Source organism: Streptomyces antioxidans, from assembly GCF_000968685.2.
Classification (GTDB): Bacteria; Actinomycetota; Actinomycetes; order Streptomycetales; family Streptomycetaceae; genus Streptomyces; species Streptomyces antioxidans.
The window spans coordinates 1-3347 of sequence record NZ_LAKD02000164.1 but is presented as its reverse complement, the minus strand read 5'-3'; the positions used below and the strand labels follow the sequence as shown (position 1 = coordinate 3347).

Sequence of the window (3347 nt, the reverse complement as noted above, 5' to 3'; positions counted from 1 at the left end):
GCCCACTCTTCGAACAACCCCGACAACGACACCTTCGGGTCGGCCTCCGCGACACGGGCGTCCCGACGCGGTATCAGCCGCTTCCGTTCGTCATCCGAGAGCACATCGATCCGGTCGACGTTCCGGCCCGGATCGTCGGCGATGGCCTCCAGGACGCGGACCAGCCGCTGCGCCACCGCCCGTACGGCCGGGGCCTCGAACACATCCGGCCGGTAGCCGAGGCGCAACCGCAGCTGTTCGCCCGGGACCACGACCACTGCCAACGGGTAGTGGGTGGCGTCCCGGCCATCGGTGGCCGTCAGCCGCAGCCCGGCGCGGGCCGCCCGCGCATGCGCCCCGGCACCCACGGGGTAGTTCTCGAAGACCACCACCGTGTCGAAGAGCTGCCCCGTTCCGGTGGCGGGCCGCAGCTCCGACAGCCCCAGATGGTGGTGTGCGGAGAGCTCACCGTGCTGGCGTTGTACGGCCGTCAGCAACTCCTCCACCGGACGGCCCACCGGCACCCGGACACGTACCGGCACCGTGTTGATGCACAGCCCGACCAATGACTCGATGCCCGCCACCTCCGCCGGGCGCACCGCCACCGTCGTACCGAACACCACGTCGTCCCGGCCGGTCAGGCGTCCTAGCAGAATGGCCCACGCGGTCTGCACCAGCGTGTTGAGGGTGAGCCCCAGCCGGCGCGCGCGCTGCGCGAGTTGGGCGGTCCGCTCCGCCGACAGATCGACGGCCATCTCGTCGGGCGCCACCGTCGTACGGCCCGGATCGGCCGGTGCCAGCAGGGTGGGCTCCTCCACACCGGCCAGCGCCGTGCGCCAGGCGGCGCGGGCCGCGTCCCGGTCCTGCCGTCGCAGCCAGCGCAGGTACTCCCGGTAGGGCGGGGTGGCGGGCAGGCCCGAGTCGTCCCCGTCCCGCTCGTACAGCGTGAACAGTTCCTGGACGACGAGCGGGACGGACCAGCCGTCCAGCAGGATGTGGTGGCTGGTCATCACCACCCGGTACTGATCCGCGCCCCAATGGACGAGTGCGAAGCGGATCAGCGGCGGCCGGGTGAGGTCGAACCGCGTGGCGCGGTCCTCGGTCAGCCACCGGTCGAACGCGGCGGTGCGCTCCTCTTCGGGAAGGTCGCCGAGATCCAGCTCTTGCCAGACGGAGGGGACCGCGGGCGCCACCACCTGCACGGGCTGGGACAACCCGTGGTGATGGAAGGACGCGGCCAGGTTCGGGTGGCGGCGCAGCAGGGTGTCCGCCGCCCGCCGGAAGCGTGCGCCGCTGACCTCCCCTTCGAGGTGGAAGGCGAACTGCACCAGATAGACATCCGGGGCCGCCTCGTCGTACACCGCGTGGAACAGCAGTCCGCTCTGGAGAGGTGTCAGCGGCAGCAGCTGGGCGGTGTCGGCGTCGGCGGTGTGCGTGGCCTTTGCCACCAGGCCGGGGCACTCCGCCGACAGGGTCGCGTATTCGGGCGGGGTGAGGGTCACCAAGGGCTCCGGTTCCCCGGAGGTGGACTCCTGTGACGGGGCTGCCGGGCCGCTTCCGGAGTGGGCGACGGAAGCGAGGCCCTCCGGAGTCCGGTGCTGGAAGACCTGTCCCGGTGTGAGGATGAGCCCATCCGAGCGGGCGCGGCTGACCAGCCGCATGGCGAGGACGCTGTCGCCACCCAGGTTGAAGAAGCTCCTGTCCGCGCCTACATCGGGGACTCCGAGCACCTCACCGAAGAGGCCACACAGCCGTGCTTCCAGCGGTGTGGCCGCGGGGCGTCCCGAAGCGAGTGCGGAGAAGTCGGGCGCGGGAAGGGCCGCGCGGTCGAGCTTGCCGTTCGGCGTCAGTGGCATCCGGTCCAGCGCGATGACCGCCGAGGGCACCATATGGGCGGGCAGTCGCTCGCTGAGGTACGCGCGGAGCGAGGCGACCACCGTACCCTTGCCGAGTGCTTGCCCGGGCTCGTTGGCGTAGGCGGAGGCGGGACGGCGGGGTGTGGTGGAGGGCGGTGTGGCGATGTCGAGAGTGGGGACGCCGAGGGTGGGCCCGTCGGTGGCGGCGGTGTCGGGGGTGGCCTTGTCGGAGACCGGCCTCTGCCGGTCGGCGCTGAGGTCGATGAACACGCCATCGAGACGCCCCTCATCGGTCGCCCAGTGCAGCGCCAGGTCATAGCCATGCGCTTCGGCGAGCCGGTGGAGCGCTTCCGGGTCCGGTGTGGTGCCCGGCTCTCCGTCCGGCTGTGTGCCTGGCACCGTGTCCGGCTCTTCGTCTGGATCCGGCTCCGAGCCGTCGCGCCCGGCCGCCGGGGCCGCCGCCGTGAGATGGTGCCGGACGTCGTCCGGGCCGGCACCGGTGTCGATCTGCCGCAGGGCCGTGAGCTCGCCGGTCAGCCGGATGTTGGGGATATCACGCACCCGCAGCGCTGGTGGGCGGCGGTCTTCCGTCAGCGCGTCGCGCAGCTCGTCCACCGTACGGATGTCCTCACCCCACCGCAGTTGCGGTGCGCGGTCGGTGGCGAGGGGCGTGACGGGACCCTTGGTGAGGATGACGTCGTAGCGGTGCCGGGTGAGTTCATTGCGCGCCGAACCACGCTTGACGCGGACGTCGACGGCGCCGATGGCGGGCACGGCGGACGTGAGGGTGGTGAAGTACTCCGGATCCACCAGGAGTTCCCGCTCCAGGCGGATGGCGTTGTCCACGGTGGCGCGCAGACTCTCCGGAGTGGTCCACGCGGGCGCCTGGGTGAGGGCGACCGCGGTGGCGAAGCAGCGCAGCAGGCGAAGGTTGCGCACGTCTCCGATGAACAGCTTCCCGCCAGGCTTGAGGGCCGCCATGGCATGGGTGATGACATCGGTCAGGTAGTCGACGTTCGGGAAGTACTGGACGACGGAGTTGATGACGACGGTGTCGAAATGCCCCTCGGGCAGCGTGCTGAAGTCATGGGCGGGCTGGCACTCGAGCGTCACTCGGCCTTCGCCTCTGGCCAGCGCGGGATCCCGCGCCACTCGCTGGCCCAGGGCGGCGATGGCGGGCTCCGAGATGTCCGTACCCCAGTAGCTGGCACAGTCCGGGGCCAGGCGTGACAGGAGCAGACCGGTGCCGACTCCGATCTCCAGGACATCGCGCGGGCCGAGCGCGCTGATGCGCTCCACGGTCGTGTCCAGCCATTCCCGCATCTCCCGCAGGGGGATGGGCCGCTGGTCGTAGCTGCTGTCCCAGCCGACGAAGTCCTCACTCAGCGAAGTGGCGGCCCGGTCCCCGTAGAGGGAGTCATAGACCGCGCGCCACTCCTCGACCTGCTGTTCCACCACGTCCGTCGCCCGGTGAACGCCCGGGTTGGTGGTGGTGTAGGCGATGAGGTGTTT

General features: G+C 71.0%; 1 protein-coding gene. It reads right to left on the bottom strand.

The annotated features are described in order from the left end of the window. Nucleotides 1-3347: condensation domain-containing protein (locus VT50_RS37140; protein WP_143645351.1), on the bottom strand; the 3347-nt coding region annotated here is incomplete at both ends.